11 protein-coding genes are annotated in these 14,164 nt (G+C 44.2%); 6 read left to right on the top strand and 5 right to left on the bottom strand.

The genetic code is table 11. The features are described from left to right. Window positions 1-205 precede the first annotated feature (205 nt). The 3 genes from AAA943_RS09130 (at window position 206) to purN (ending at window position 4,127) form a co-directional block, all read left to right on the top strand. Window positions 206-2,533 (top strand): glucosamine-6-phosphate isomerase, encoded by a 2,328-nt coding sequence (locus tag AAA943_RS09130; protein ID WP_338223921.1) that lies wholly within the window; start codon window positions 206-208, stop codon window positions 2,531-2,533. A gap of 62 nt (window positions 2,534-2,595) precedes the next feature. Next, window positions 2,596-3,459, top strand: a complete 864-nt coding sequence (locus AAA943_RS09125; protein WP_338223920.1) for an ROK family protein — start codon at window positions 2,596-2,598, stop codon at window positions 3,457-3,459. Between the two features lie 110 nt (window positions 3,460-3,569). Beyond that, the gene (gene purN, locus AAA943_RS09120) at window positions 3,570-4,127 is read left to right on the top strand and encodes a phosphoribosylglycinamide formyltransferase (RefSeq protein ID WP_338223919.1); all 558 of its coding nucleotides are present in this window, start codon (window positions 3,570-3,572) and stop codon (window positions 4,125-4,127) included. 54 nt (window positions 4,128-4,181) lie between these two features. Here purN and AAA943_RS09115 read toward each other — a convergent pair whose 3' ends face one another. From AAA943_RS09115 to AAA943_RS09105, 3 genes are all read right to left on the bottom strand, one after another. After that, window positions 4,182-5,453 (bottom strand): serine hydrolase domain-containing protein, encoded by a 1,272-nt coding sequence (locus tag AAA943_RS09115; RefSeq protein WP_338223918.1) that lies wholly within the window; start codon window positions 5,451-5,453, stop codon window positions 4,182-4,184. A 95-nt stretch (window positions 5,454-5,548) separates the two neighbouring features. After that, window positions 5,549-7,048, bottom strand: a complete 1,500-nt coding sequence (locus tag AAA943_RS09110; RefSeq protein ID WP_338223917.1) for a S1C family serine protease — start codon at window positions 7,046-7,048, stop codon at window positions 5,549-5,551. Between the two features lie 162 nt (window positions 7,049-7,210). After that, on the bottom strand, window positions 7,211-7,639 hold the full coding sequence (locus tag AAA943_RS09105) for an Hsp20/alpha crystallin family protein (RefSeq protein WP_338223916.1): 429 nt from the start codon (window positions 7,637-7,639) through the stop codon (window positions 7,211-7,213). 200 nt (window positions 7,640-7,839) lie between these two features. Here AAA943_RS09105 and AAA943_RS09100 point away from each other — a divergent pair, with 200 nt between their 5' ends. Beyond that, entirely contained in the window at window positions 7,840-10,356 is a 2,517-nt protein-coding gene (locus AAA943_RS09100) for a mechanosensitive ion channel family protein (RefSeq protein WP_338223915.1), read from the top strand. A gap of 9 nt (window positions 10,357-10,365) precedes the next feature. On the opposite strand, the gene AAA943_RS09095 is transcribed toward AAA943_RS09100, so the two are convergent. After that, entirely contained in the window at window positions 10,366-10,557 is a 192-nt protein-coding gene (locus AAA943_RS09095; RefSeq protein WP_024281570.1) for a cold-shock protein, read from the bottom strand. A gap of 88 nt (window positions 10,558-10,645) precedes the next feature. On the opposite strand from AAA943_RS09095, the gene AAA943_RS09090 reads away from it, so the two are divergent. After that, window positions 10,646-11,137: a SixA phosphatase family protein gene (locus AAA943_RS09090; RefSeq protein ID WP_338223914.1), complete on the top strand. Its 492-nt coding sequence runs from the start codon at window positions 10,646-10,648 to the stop codon at window positions 11,135-11,137. Here AAA943_RS09090 and AAA943_RS09085 read toward each other — a convergent pair. Continuing rightward, window positions 11,134-11,856, bottom strand: coding sequence for an SDR family NAD(P)-dependent oxidoreductase (locus AAA943_RS09085; RefSeq protein ID WP_338223913.1), 723 nt, complete (start codon window positions 11,854-11,856; stop codon window positions 11,134-11,136). The genes AAA943_RS09090 and AAA943_RS09085 overlap by 4 nt on opposite strands. Window positions 11,857-12,291: 435 nt before the next feature. Here AAA943_RS09085 and AAA943_RS09080 point away from each other — a divergent pair, with 435 nt between their 5' ends. Beyond that, the gene (locus AAA943_RS09080; protein WP_338223912.1) at window positions 12,292-14,076 is read left to right on the top strand and encodes an aryl-sulfate sulfotransferase; all 1,785 of its coding nucleotides are present in this window, start codon (window positions 12,292-12,294) and stop codon (window positions 14,074-14,076) included. The last annotated feature ends 88 nt before the right edge of the window (window positions 14,077-14,164 follow it).

The raw sequence follows: 14,164 nt of genomic DNA, 5'->3' as shown, positions 1-14,164 counted from the left end.
CTTTTATAATTTTTTTAAAAAAGTTTATTTTTATTCAATAAAGTTTTTTAATTTTGAATGAAGTTTTAATTTCGGACATATCGGAATTAAACAGGTTCAAAACAGGGATTTTATTGACTTACCCACGATTCGGGAAATAAAACCCAAAATAAAATTTGGAAAAAAGAAGATTTATCTCAATTCACACCTAACCCATCCTTCCTACATGCTCAGTAAGTATCCTCTATCCGATGTTGAAAAAGCCTTTTTGGCAGAATCAGGAGTAGACAAGATCTCCACACTGATTCCTTATCTGACCGTAGACAATTTTCCCAAATTGGGATTGATGACAGCTTGCCGGTTTTTGGAATGGGCCGCTGCCAATCCAGAGGGAGTAATCAGCTTGCCTACGGGCAAGACTCCGGAGTTTTTTATTAAATGGACCCAGTACCTGCTTGAAAATTGGGACACCAAAAAGGGGAAGGAAATCCGGGAGAAGTATGGACTTGGTGCCACCAAAAAGCCGGTCTTGAACAATTTGACGTTCGTGCAGATTGATGAGTTTTATCCGATTTCTTCCAAGCAGCACAATAGCTTTTTCGACTACGTCAATAAGTTTTACCTGCAGGGCTTCGGCCTTTCCAAAGAAAAAGCAATTCTGATCAACTCCGATGAAATTCCATTGGCAGGAGGAAAACACTTCAGTGAGGTATTCCCTGATCTCAAGGTGGACCTCAGCTTGAGATTCAGAGACCCCATCAATGAGCTTGAAAGGATCCAGCAGGAATCCATTTATCTGATCGATCAATGGTGTGGTGGGTATGAGCAGAGAATTCGGGATTTGGGAGGAATTGGGTTCTTTTTGGGAGGAATTGGGCCCGACGGACACATAGCCTTCAATACCCGGGGATCACACCTTTATTCCGTCACCCGACTTACCGAGACCAATTTCGAAACCCAGGCAGTAGCGGCCGGAGATTTGGGAGGAATCGAAGTCTCTGCCAACAGACTCGTGATTACCATAGGGTTGGATACCATCGTCTATAATAAAGACGCGGTAGGCATCATCATCGCAGCCGGCGAGGCCAAGGCAGGCATCGTCAAGGACTCTTTGGAGACCAAAATGAGCAATGTCTATCCTGCCACCGTACTCCAAAAACTGAAGAACGGACGTTTTTATCTCACCAAGGGGGCTGCTGTAAAGCTTACCGATTCTCTTGATGCCTATTATGAAAAGGGAGAATGGACTTTTGAAAAAACTGAACGATCTGTAATTGAGCTTTGCAAAAAGGTGAACAAATATGGACACCGACTGAAGCTTTCGGACTTGAAAGCAGACAAATATACCCGCCTTATCCCAGGGCTGTCCGAAGACACCGTCAATCAGGTGATGAAAAGCATAGAAGGAAAGCTGAGCAAAGGCTTGGAAAAAGAAACCGATGAGGTCCTTCTGCATACCGGTCCTCACCACGATGACATCTCGTTGGGAATTCTTCCCCATATTACCAATCAACTCAGTGAACCCAGCAACGAGGCCCACTTTTCGGTTTTGACTTCGGGGTTCACGGCTGTGACCAATACTTTTGTCATCGATACGCTTACCTATACCCGAAAACTCTTGGATGAAGGCAAAATCCAAATGGTCAACTATGAGGATTTCTTTCAAATCGGCTATAGCCTCAAAACCGACAAGGACGTTTACCACTACCTGACCAATGTAGCCTCAGAAAATGCCGATGCACGAAGGAGAGGGCTTTCCCATCGAGTAGTTCGGGCTTTGGTGATCATTTGGTCCATCAAAAACAAAACCCAACTCCGGGAGACCATCAATGATGTGATCAGCATCCTTAGAAACTCCTACGATGGGGAGAAAAACCCCTCCAAAATCCAAACCCTGAAAGGCATGATTCGGGAGTTTGAAGAGGAATTGGTTTGGGGTTATTTTGGAGTGCAGGTGAAAAATGTTCATCACCTTCGTTTGGGATTCTACACCGGAGATATTTTCACAGAGCAACCTGACAAAAACCGGGATGTGGAACCGATCGTGGAAATGTTCAGAAAAGTAAAGCCGACAAAGATTAGTTTAACCTTGGATCCAGAGGGGTCAGGACCGGATACGCACTACAAAGTACTTCAAGCCACGGCTGCGGCTGTGAAGAAATGGGGAGAAGAGCATGACACTAGCAAATTGAGAATCATCGGGTATCGGAATGTCTGGTTCAAATTTGAACCCCACGAAGCCAACGTCATCGTGCCGGTGTCTCTTGGGGACATGTCAGTGATGGAAGATTCATTTACCAACTGCTATCTCAGTCAAGTCAACGCCTCCTTCCCCAGCTATTCGCACAATGGCAAATTTAGTACAGTAGCCAAAAGGACCTGGGTAGGTCAGCTTAATGACATCCAGCTACTATTGGGTAAAAACTATTTCTATTTGCATGAAAGAGCCAAAGTACGAGCCAGTCACGGATTGATTTTCTTCCGGGACATGAGTGTGGAGGAGTTTTTGGCTACCGCCAGAGAATTGGAAAAATCCATCGAAGGGATGCTTTAAATCAAGCAAAATCCCGAAAGATGGAATCTGAAAATATATAAACCTATTAATAACCTTAGCCTATGGGAAAGTCCATTCTGGGATTGGATATTGGCGGTACCGGTATCAAGGGAGGTGTCTTGATCGACGGGCACTTAGAAGACATTCGGTCTATTCCTACCCCTGCCTTGGAAAGCAAGGAGTTTATTTTGGAAACGATCGCAGAATTCATTCAATCTTACGAAATCCATGATCTCCTGGGGATCGGGGTGGGTATTCCAGGACTGGTGGAGACGGAGTCTGGAGTGGTGGTTGGGCTTTCCAACATCCCTTCTTTTCAACACGTGGAATTGAAAAAATTCCTCACCGAGCGTTTTGGACTTCCTGTATTTGTAAATAATGACGCCAATTGCTTTGCGATTGGCGTTCACAAATTTGGAGTGGGAAGACCCTTCAAAAACTTGGTAGGCATCACGCTGGGTACGGGTACAGGAGGAGGAATTGTCATCAATGGACATCTTTATTCAGGGGTCAACTCAGCAGCTGGAGAGTGGTGTAGTGCACCATATCTGGACAAAAACTACGAGTACTACTGCAGCGGGAAGTTTTTCCAGAACTTTTTTTCGAGTAAGCCCAAAGCCTTGGCCAAACGGGCTCATTCCGGTGATCCTGAGGCGATCCGGGCCTTTGAGGAGTTTGGGACTCATCTAGGCGAATTGCTAAAAATGATCTTGTATTCTCTCGCTCCGGAAGCAATCGTTTTGGGCGGATCCATTCGAAAATCCTACCCGCTCTTCAAAAAGTCCATGTACCGATCCTTGGAAACTTTTGCTTATCCGACGGTACTTGAGAACCTCAAAATCCTGATTTCCGAACTCGACGAAACAGCCATCCATGGTGCGGTGGCATTGGTAGACGTGGAAGAAGATTTGGTAAGAGTGCTGTGAATTGACCGGTTTCCATCTCCAAATGGATGGAAGGTTTAGCTTTCCCCTCAGAAAATCACCAAGGGGACAGTTAAATCATTTATTTTTGGATAAATCTTCCAATATCCCCTGTGAAACGACTGGCAATACTTGCATCCGGAAACGGAACCAATGCTGAAAAAATCATGGAGTTTTTTAAATCCTCCTCCAAAGGAAAGGTAGTATTGGTAGCCTCCAATAAGCCCGAAGCTTTAGTTTTGGATCGGGCGAAAAAATTCGGAGTTCCTACCTTCGTCTTTACAAAAAAAGAAATGGAAACCGGAATTCTGGAAGAAAGGCTCAAGCAGGACCGTGTAGACTGGGTAATTCTGGCCGGCTTTTTATTGAAAATTCCGGAGAGCTTGATTCGTTCTTTTCCCGACTCCATAGTCAACATCCATCCTGCCCTACTGCCCAAGTTTGGCGGAAAAGGCATGTATGGAGCGCATGTCCATCAAGCCGTAAAAGATGCCGGTGACAAGGAAACAGGAATTACCATTCATCTGGTCAATGAGCAGTATGATCAGGGAAGAATTATTTTTCAAGCGGCAACCCCCGTTTATGAAGAGGACAGCCCTGAGCAAATCGCCGAGAAAGTACACGATCTGGAGCATCGGTTTTTCTCCCAAGTAATTGACAGCCTGCTTTAATCCCCTTCCCAATATATCCGAACAACAAAGCCGCTTCCCTCAAGAAAGGTGGATTTACTCCACCAGGGTAAAGACCATTTGCCTGAATTTCCAGCCGGTCTCATCTCCATTACCTGCACCGGAGGTCTGCTTGAAGATCAAGCCAATCAGTTTTTCCTTGGGTGCTGCAAAGTATTGTGTATTGAAATAGCCTCCCCAATCGAAAGTTCCCAGACTTCCGAGACCTCCCAACTGCACCCCTTTGGCATCCACCAGTCCAAAGGCCAAGCCATAATCTTTTCCCCCATCACCCAAGAGATCACCCACTTGATTGGTCATGATGGTTTCAATGGTAGTAGGACTTAAGATCCGTTTTCCGTTGTAAATCCCACCATTGAGATACATCTGCAGAAACTTCGCATAATCCTCCACTGTACTGGAAAGGCCCGCTCCTCCTGAGAAAAAAGTCTTGGCCCCGGTTTTGGGATAATCCGGGTCATAGAAGGTCACCGGAAATGAAACCCATTGGTTTTCTTTTCGGGTATGTACTGTCACCAATCGTGACGCTTGGGCGTCATTCAGGTAAAACCGGGTATCGTTCATGCCCAAAGGATCAAAAATCCGCTCTTTCAAAAACACATCAAATGGCTGTCCAGAAATGATTTCTACGAAATACCCCAAGACATCCAAGCCTTCGCTATAGGTATACTTGGCTCCAGGCTCATGATGCAAGGGAAGTTGAGCCAGCCGCTTCACGCTCTCCCCGATGGAAATATTTTCGGTAGTGAATAGGTCCACTACCCCAGCCTTATGGTAAATCATCTTCATCCGTTCATCTCCATCAATGACCCCGTACCCAAGACCGGAAGTGTGGGTCAAAAGGTGTCTGATAGTAATTTCCTTCGAGCTTGGTTTGGTGGTGTAGGTAGTATCTCCGTAGCGAAAGTTCTGCAGAACCTGCGGGTTCTTGAATTCCGGAATGAATTTGGAGATCGGATCATCCAGTCGGAACTTTCCCTCTTCCCACAATATCATCACGGCAGTAGAAGTAATTGCCTTTGTCTGTGAGGCAATTCGGAAAATGGAATTTTTCTCCATTTTTTTCCCCAACGCCACATCAGAAAGCCCCTTGGCTTCGTGATAGACGATCTTTCCATCCTTAACTACCATAGCCACCAAACCCGGAACTTGCTGTGTGTAAACCGCCTTTTCAAGCATAGCGTCCAGGTTATCGAATCTTCCTTTGGAAATTCCCCGGACAGGGTCGTTTCCTGCAGGACTTAAGGTTTGCGAATGGAGTGAATCCAGCAGGAGAAAAACAAGAAAAAAAGATAGGATAGGTTTCATGATTATGGGCTTTTGCTTTTCCTCAATGTACTAAAAATGAGACAACAAAAAAGCCGGCAAATCACATTTGCCGGCTCCAAGCTGCCAGGTCATGCCTAGTTCAGCTCCAATTCAAAGTAATATTCGGTACCATCCGGGAACATCCCCAAAACCACAATCTCTTCGCCTTGGTGATCTGACAGAAAGTCGATCAGCTCTTGGGCATTGGTGATTTTTGAGCGGCCGTTGTCTGCAATCACCGAAGTGATGATGAATCCGTTTCTTGCCCCAGCTTTTCTCCAAGTTTCATTGCTGTTCATTTTGATGACAGCGCCACCTGCAATATTCAGCTGCTCTTTTTGACTTGGTTTCACATCTTCAAACTGTATTCCTTCAAAAGCATAGGATTTCGGTGCCTCCCGCTTGATGATATTGGTATCCCCGGAAAAGTTTTTCAAGGTAGCTGTGACCTTTTTGGTCTTGCCATCTCGGATATATTCTACTTCAACTTTATCTCCCGGTCTTTTTCTGGCTACCATTTCCTGAAGCATAGCCACGTTGTTTACCTGCCGTCCATCGACTGAGATGATGATATCCCCTTCTTGTAAGCCCGCCTCCTTGCCAGCAGAATTTTCATTTACTCCCCCGACGTAGACTCCTTGCTCCACGGGGAAGGTTTTATTCAAATAATCCGCCAATTCGGGGGAAACACTTTGGATATTCACGCCTAACAGACCTCTTTGGACTGCTCCGTATTTCATCAAGTCATCCATTACCTTCTTTACCAAGGTACTCGGTACTGCGAAAGAATACCCCGAAAATGTACCCGTCCGCGTTGCGATTGCCGTATTGATTCCGATCAGTTCTCCTGCCAGGTTGACCAAAGCGCCTCCGGAATTTCCAGGATTGACTACTGCATCAGTCTGGAGGAAGGATTCGATCTGGAGATTGTTTTCCACTCCTTGGAGAATCCCGATATTTCTTGCTTTAGCGGAAATGATTCCGGCAGTCACTGTAGAGTTCAAATCAAAGGGATTTCCGACTGCAAGTACCCATTCTCCAATACTGGTTTGATCAGAATCACCAAACCGTACAAATGGAAGGTCTTTGCCGTCAATTTTCAGCAATGCCAAATCAGTAGTCGGATCCGTGCCAATCAGTGTGGCCTCGTAGCGCTTATTGTTTTCCAAGGAAATGTCAATCTTGGTCGCCCCATCAATCACGTGGTTGTTGGTGACAATGTAGCCATCCGGCGAGATGATGACTCCTGAACCTGAGCTCATGGGCATGGCACCACCAGGATTCTGTCTTTCCCTCGGGTCAGGGAAACCAAAGAATTCCTGGATTGGATCTCTTCCCGTTCTTGGGGTATAGGCGATTTGGCTTTTGACGTGGACAACAGCTGGAGTGACTACCTGAGCTGCGGCCACAAAATTGATTCCGTCCGGAACGGTGAAATTTTCCCCACTGAGGAGATTGACAAAACTGGCTTGTTGCTTTTCATCGAACGAAGAAGCACTCTGAGGCTTCAAAAGAAAATTAACCCCAGCCATGGCGACTACTCCTCCAATGAGGGCAGCCATCAGCATTCCAAGGAAGAATTGTCTCTTACTCATATATTTTACAGTCATAGTTTTAATTTTTTTTGCAGTAGTTAACAAGACTCAAAAAACGAACCTTAGGATGCGATCACTTTTCAAATTAACAAGAATTAACCGCAAGCGCATTCCTTTTCTTTCAACCGAAAAAACGAAGAGTGGGTTTTTCCCACTCTTCAATTATTTGATTTCTATGGACGCTTTTTTTACCACTTTTTCCCTTTTTGGTAATACGATCTTCAGAAGTCCATCCTCATAGCTCGCCTCCACTTCCTCTTCTTTCACATCTTCCGGAATGAAGAAAGATTTTACAAAAGAGCCAAACTGTGTCTGCACACTGTGGAAATTCCTTCCTTCTTTCTTTTCTTCCATCTTTCTCTCTCCTGAAATGGTCAACTTCCCATCCAAAAGGTCAATTTTAAAATCCTGCTTTTTTACTCCGGGCACGGCCACATGGATTTCGTAGGACTTCTCGTCCTCAGCGATATCCACAGCCGGACTAAACTGCCTCAAAGCAGGAGCAAAGGAATCATTGAAGAATCGGTCAAGCATGCCGCTAAAAGTCACGGGCATTTGAGGGTCCAATTGATTGTTTCTTACTAGTTTCATCGCTGTTGTTGGTTTATGAATACAAAACCCCTATCCAAAAATTCCATACCAACCTGATTTTTAAGTCATTTTGTCTGTATTTTGGATTTTACAAGATGAAATTGAGTCAAAATGTCTTGCTTTTAACTAGTCGCTGGCCAAGACCTTTTTTCATGTTTTGTGATAGAAATCCTTATTTTTAGGTTAAGAACCACTTCCGTATGCGCTTTTTTTTCCGACTTGTCTTCCTTTCGATCTGTATTTATTCATTCCCTTCATCCGGGCAAGGGATTTTGGGGATTCCGTTGGTGGATACCCTTTTGGTTTCCAAAACCGACAGTCTATTTGTGCGGTCTTCCCCGGATACGCTAGGGCCGGAAAGCAAATCGGAAATGGTACCCAGCCTTGAGGATTTGATCAAAAAGGGGAAATTGTTTACTCTCCAATCCAATCAGATCAAGCTTGAACTGTTGAAACCCTTGGATACAGCAGGAATCCAATCAGAGTTGGAAGGGATCGAATTGGTAATTTCCAGCCTTGAAAACCGAAAACTGGACAGTTCCTTTCAGTTCAACTTTCGCTACATCAACACCTTAAACGGAATCCTGAAAAAAACAGAAGAGCATAATCAGACTTTGGACAATACCATCCAAAGCAAACTCAATCGGCTATCGGAAATAGACAGCATTCTCAGGGTATTCAGAAAAGACGACCTGTTTCAGTTAAGAATCAAGGATTCCCTCCTCGTCCCAAGGTATGCCCAGGAGATTGTAAATCTTAAAAGAAATCTCAGCAAGTTGGACAGTACCCTATTCAAACAGATCGTGCAGGCGGCCCGGATTCAATCCTATCTGAGCTTCCAATTGGTCCGGATTCAGGATCTCAAGCAGTCGCTCTTACAAAGTCAAAAACAACTTGAGTCCAAACTTTTCAGTAAAGAAATCAATTTTATCTGGGAAGATCCGAAAATCCCTACTCCCAAATCCATCATTGAGATCACTCTTGATTCCTTTCGAATCAACCTGATCGTCTTGCAAAGGGAAATGAGAGGTCAGGAAATCAGTATCGTTTTGTCCTTGCTCTTCATCCTGATTCTCTACCTCTGGATCTCCAAAATCCTCAAAAAAGTGAGAAATCAGGAAACCGATGGGGAATTCTTCCTCAACAGGCTACGATTTCTCCCCCGGTCTCCCTTTGCCTCAACTATGATCTGTGTGCTTCCGATTGTCTACTTCCTTTTTGAAGGGGGCACCATTACCTTTCTTTCCCTCATCCTGTTTCTTCTGATTTGCTTTTCTACCCTCATCATTTTTCGTTCTTATTCGCCTTCTATTCGGCTAAAATGGGTAGGACTCGTATTTATCCTGATCTTTTTTATTCTCAGTAACCTATACTTTGAAATGGTCTACCAAGAAAGAATGTATCTGCTGATCGGCAGTATATTGGTTTTGGTGATTTACGGAAGGTTCGGTTCTTTTCGGTTTTCCTCAGAGATTCAGACTGAGATCAAGTTTGTCAATGCTTTCCGCTTGATTTCTGCTTCCTTTCTGATCTTGGGAATTGTGGCCAATCTTTTGGGAAGGTATAGTTTGTCCAAAATTCTCAGCATCTCCGGTCTGGTCAGTTTCACCTCAGCTGTTACCCTTTTCCTATTTGTTCAAATCACTATGGAGGTGATCTACCTTCTTTTGGAAGGCAACAAAAAACAAAATCCTCTGGACATTATCCTTAATTTCAAGGAGTTGCAAAATCGAATGCGAAGCTTGATTTCCATTCTTGCTCTGATTGGCTGGGCGATCATCTTACTTCATCATTTAGCCTTTTACAGTTATTTCAAAGAAGGATTGATCAAATTCCTCAATACCCCAAGAATCCTGGGGGACTCCAGCTTTACTTTTGCCAGTATATTTCTATTTATAGGCATTCTTTTTCTTTCTTCTATCCTAGCCAATAATACGGCCTTCTTTTTCTCCCAAAAAGACCAAAGCAATTCAGGATCAAGAACCAAAAAGCTGGGAAGCAGCATACTGATTATCCGATTGGGAGTACTTGGAGTCGGGTTTTTTATTGCCGCAACAGCTGCAAAAATCCCACTGGATAAAATCACTCTTGTCCTTGGCGCGCTATCTGTAGGGATCGGTTTTGGACTGCAAACCATCATCAATAATCTGGTATCCGGTCTGATTCTGGCTTTTGAACGGCCGATCCAAATCGGGGACGACATAGAGGTGGGAACCCTCACCGGTAAGGTAAAGGAAGTAGGAATTCGGGCTAGCAAAATCTTAGCATACGATGGTTCGGAGATCATCGTCCCCAACGGAGACCTGCTTTCCCAAAGCTTGATCAATTGGACGCTGTCTGATAAGCGAAGAAGAATCGAACTCCTCATCGGTGTCGCTTACCAATCGGAAATGGAACGGGTACAAACCCTCATTCAGGAAGTCTTGAATGAGGCCAGGATTTTGAAAATTCCACCCCCAAAAATCCTGATGCAGAATTTCGGTGAAAGCTCGGTGGATTTCCGGGTTCTTTTTTGGGTAGAATCCATGGATATCTATCTGGACGTCCGCAATGAAGTCATGCATGCTATTTTTGAGACCTTCCTGAAAAACGGCATCGAAATCCCCTATCCCAAAAGAGACTTATATCTCAAAGAGCTTCCCAAATCAGATCAAAAACCAGAGAAAAAAGAAAAATCCCCGGGAGATGACTCCGGGGATTCGAACACACAAACATAAAATGTATGCTTAGGCCTTTTTGACGTTGATGGCGTTGGGTCCTTTTTTACCATCTTTGACGTCGTAGGTTACCTTGTCGTTTTGGGCAACTTTGTCAACCAACCCGGTAGCGTGAACAAACACGTCACTCTGGGATTCGTCGTCAACGATAAATCCGAAACCTTTGGCTTCATTGTAAAATTTTACTGTTCCGGTAAACATAATGAATTGTGATAAATTGTAATTGAAAGTGCTTTAAAAGTAAATATTTGATTGAAAAAAACAAAATAATCGTCTTTTTTCAGCCGATATGAAAAAATTTATTCTGATACGACATGCAAAGTCCGCTTGGGACCAGCCATTTCTCCAAGATCATGACCGACCATTGGCTGAGAGAGGTTTGAAAGATGCCCCGAAAATGGCTCTAAAGCTCAAGAAAAAGGGAATTTTCCCGGACCTGATGATCAGCTCTTCTGCCTTGCGTGCTTCGGAAACAGCCAAAATCACTGCCAAAGAACTGGGCTATCCCAAAAAGGAAATCAAGGAGGATTCTCGCCTTTACCATGCCAGCCCTCACGCCATTTTGAAAATCCTGAGAAGCCAATCGGACTCGGTGAATTCCTTATTTCTTTTTGGACATAATCCCGGCATGAATGACCTAATTACCTATTTGGGTGGGGATTTGGATAATTTACCCACCTCAGGCCAATTTGGCTTCTACTTGGATGCAGATTCTTGGGAAAAGTTAAGCCCTCAAAATGTAAGGGTTTGGTTTATGGATTTCCCAAAAAATAAAACTTAAAAGTTCCTCACATCCTGAATCACTTCTCCAAACTCCTCCGGACACTCTACCAAGCGAAGAATCTTCTCTGCTACTTCCCGGGGAGCACTGAGCTTTTGGCTTGCTTTGTAGTCTACAAACCTCTCTAAGGCAGGAAAGTCATCCGATTGAGCACCCCTAATTTCGGCCTGCATTTCGGTATCTACGATCCCCGGAGCCAAGGAATACACCCTAAACCCGCTATCTTTTAATTCTTCATGGGCAACTTTGGAAAACATGGCCAAGCCTGCCTTACTGCTGCAATACGCCGACCAGCCAAAAAGCGGCTTATGCGCAGCTCCTGAACTGATATTTACAATTACTTTTTCTCCCGCGCTATCCCGATAAGCCTTAACAAATCCATTCGTGATCATGAGCGGAGCGAGGAGATTCAGATTCATTGCCCTTTGAATCCCCTTGGAATGAAGCTTTCCGACGGGCTTTATCTCCCCAATCCACCCGGCATTATTGATCAGAATGTAGCGATCAAACGAAGCCTTGGGAAAGAAGGCCGGCAATTGAGCCTCCAATGCGCTCAAATCGCTCAGGTCGAGGGAAATTTGGGTAACATTTTCCCTGGATATATCCAGTGGAGTTCTTGAAATAGCGACCACGTGATTTCCTTCAAGGTTCAAAAACCGATCAAAAATTGCTTTCCCGAGCCCTTTGGAATGTCCTGTCAAAATAAGAAGCGTTTTCATGATTCTATTCTATGCTGATGGATGATACTGATGATAGTTTAATCGACTTTCCAGAGCGTTTTCAGTTCCCAAATGATCAGGGTCTCGTTTTTTTTCAAAACCAACTGGGTTTGTCCACACTTCTACCGGCTGGTAGATGATCGATGGATTTACCATTTCATCCAAAAATAACCTGAGGCCCATGGCTGAGTTCGATCCTTGGGCCATCCAAAGTCCCGAGGCTTTTTTGGTCTGCTCCAGAAATCGTGGACATGAATAAAACCAAAGAAAATGAATTTCTTAACCCTAAGTCCGATTCTTTATTTCAAAAAGTAAGCTTTTTATTGTTCGAACCCCTTGATTTTTGAATATTAGACAAAAGTTGAAAACCACCCGTAGCGTCAAGAGTTGTACCCTCTCTGCCTGATGATATTGGGTATTATCTTAGTATATCCTATGAAACTGAATTATTCATATCTATTGATCCTGCTTTTAATCTTTTCCTTAGGCTGTGAAGAAGAGGAGGATTTTATTCCCACACCAGGAGTACTGTACACCTCTTCTGACGCGATCAACCGATTTACAGAGATGGAAGAGGCAGGCTTGCTGGTTGTCAATACCAATTTCAGCGAGGAAGTCTTCCACTTGGTTCTGGAAAACAGGGATACCCTCAAGTTGGATGCACGGATTGTAGACGAATACTTGTCCAAGCCTACAGAGTGGAGCACCCAAATCAAGTTTAAAGATGGGAAAATCGGCAATGTCCCCTCTTTGGGAAGCAACATGAATATTTTGCCTGAGCAAATCCAAATCAATCCAAGTGGATATGGTCCACTGAGTGCAAAAATCACGGTATCTATGCCAGTCAAGGGGAAATTCAGGTTTCGAATACTTGGAAAAAACGGCCCAAAATCAGATCTCACCTTTTCTCCTGCGACCTTTTCCAAAGACCATCAGCTGGATGTATTTGGACTTTATGGAAACCATGAAAATACCGTGGAAATCACTTTCCTAGGCAATTCTGGAAACGAGCGAATCAAAAATTCACTGACTCTCACCACTCTCCCCCTACCTGAGAAACTACCCCTGATCGAAGTTGACGTCGCCAATCGGGAAGCGATGGAAGGAGACCTTACCCTAGTCAGTTATCGGGGATTGGGTATTCCGTTTATGCCCTTCATTATGGATTCTTTTGGAGATATCAGGTGGTATTTGAATTATTCCGAACACCCTGTTTTGAACAGACTTTCGTACGGGTGTGGTATCGAACCCCTTCTGAACGGAAATCTTTACTTTGGAGAAGATACGCTGCACGAGGTGTTTGAAATCGATTTTCACGGAAATGTGGTCAACTCCTGGAAATTTGAAGGGTATACCTTCCATCATAATGTCATCGAAAAGTCCAACGGCAATTTGCTGGTAGCCGCATCCAAGAATACCAGCCAGCACCTCAATGGGAAAACGACAATCAACGACATCATCCTGGAATTGGATCGGGCAAGTGGACAAATTCTGAAAGAATGGGACCTGAAGCAATGTCTGGATGAAAACCGCACAGTCTGGATGAATAATTTGGGCAATGCAGTGGTCAATTGGCTGCACAACAATGGCCTGTATTATGACCCAAACGATGACTCCATCATCATTACCGCCAGATTTCAAGGAGCCATGAAAATCACCTCAGATAACCGGGTTAAGTGGATTTTAGCCCCGCATTTAGGCTGGGGTACAGATCGGAATGGAGTTGATTTGAACACGAAACTCCTCCAACCTTTGGACCAAAACAATCAGCCCATTTCCGATTTGGATGTGTTGGAGGGTAGGACTAATCACCCGGATTTCGAATGGGCTTGGTATCCCCATGCTCCTTTGGTGAAATCCAAGGGCGTATTTATGTTTTTTGACAATGGAGACACTCGAAACTATTCCACCTCCGAACTGTACAGCAGAGCTGTGGAGTACCGAATCGATGAAGAAAAGATGACCGTAAAGCAAGTATGGCAATATGGAAAAGAGCGAGGAATAGAAACCTACTCTCGAATCCAGTCGGATGTGGATTATTTGCCCAACAAAAACAACGTTCTGTTTATTCCGGGATGGAATGTAAACAATGGGGGTAAATTTGGGGGAAAAGTTGTCGAGGTAGATTATTCGACAAGAGAGGTGGTTTTTGAAGCTAGAATTTCGCCTTCTTCGGGTCAGCAGGCCCTTCACCGTGCCGAAAAAATCAGCTTTTATTGAGCACAAAAAGTCACGTCATCAATCTTGGCTTGCATAAAAAAAGCCCTGAACCTCACATAAGTGTTCAGGGCTGCTGGAAGGACGAGTA

Source organism: Algoriphagus confluentis, assembly GCF_036245625.1.
Taxonomy (GTDB): domain Bacteria; phylum Bacteroidota; class Bacteroidia; order Cytophagales; family Cyclobacteriaceae; genus Algoriphagus; species Algoriphagus confluentis.
The sequence above is the reverse complement of the archived record's forward strand: the minus strand, read 5'-3'. Positions and strand labels throughout refer to the sequence as shown.